1 protein-coding gene is annotated in these 818 nt (G+C 45.5%); it reads left to right on the forward strand.

Translation table 11 applies throughout. The annotated features are described in order from the left end of the window. Positions 1 to 198 precede the first annotated feature (198 nt). Positions 199 to 504 (forward strand): hypothetical protein, encoded by a 306-nt coding sequence (locus tag ACQ4M5_RS41835; RefSeq protein ID WP_430681706.1) that lies wholly within the window; start codon positions 199 to 201, stop codon positions 502 to 504. Positions 505 to 818: the final 314 nt, after the last annotated feature.

Here is an 818-nt window from a genome sequence, read left to right on the forward strand (position 1 = left end):
GAGTTTCTCAATATTCATTTTAGTCTCAAATCAATCTCATTCTTGATCCCGATCTTGGTCTAAAACTTGATCTCGATGCTGGACTACGTAATCGTCATTTGGTCAATATGATTGTCGCCCAACACTGTAGGAATTGCGAAAGGGATTGGCAACGCTGCGGTATTCTTAGGTCCAGCTTTGGCACTGATTTCAGTTGGCATGGATCTATATTCCTTGCACCAGGAGCGTGAGCGTGAGCAGAAAATGTCTGATGTGCGTCGGGAGATCACGAGCCAGTTTCAAGCGATCGCGGTAGATCTGAAACAGCAAATTGAGAGACAGTTACGCGAAGTTGAGACTGGAGTTTATGGACAGATTGAGGAGAAGATTGCTGAAGCTCGTCAGCAGGTAACGAGCGAGATCGCAACTTCCAATGACGAACTCAATCGGTTACTCAGTGTCAGGAGAGAAGTAGAGTCACTACTGAAGGACATTCAGAAGGCTGCTGCACCGAGTATAGTTTGATGTTCCTGTTGTCGAGGGCGTTGTCTGCTCTAAACACCGTTCCAATCAGAGTATTGGACATAGAATAAGCTGCCAATATTATGATGACGAATCTAGTTTCTGGAGCAATATTGGAAATTTACTTTCAGAATTAGATTGTCATCGTACTTTATACTCTGCCCAAGGGCATTGCTGCGAAATGCTTCTGTAATAACCCAAGTTGCGGGTTAGGCAAGCCAGAGAAACTTTGTATCGATGAGCGCAAAGAAACCAGCGCAGCGATTGCTGCGCGTCTGGTGTAGAGCATTGCGCTTTACGTGCGAGCATTGCGCTTT

Source organism: Leptolyngbya sp. AN10 (genome assembly GCF_050565645.1).
Classification (GTDB): Bacteria; Cyanobacteriota; Cyanobacteriia; order Leptolyngbyales; family Leptolyngbyaceae; genus Leptolyngbya.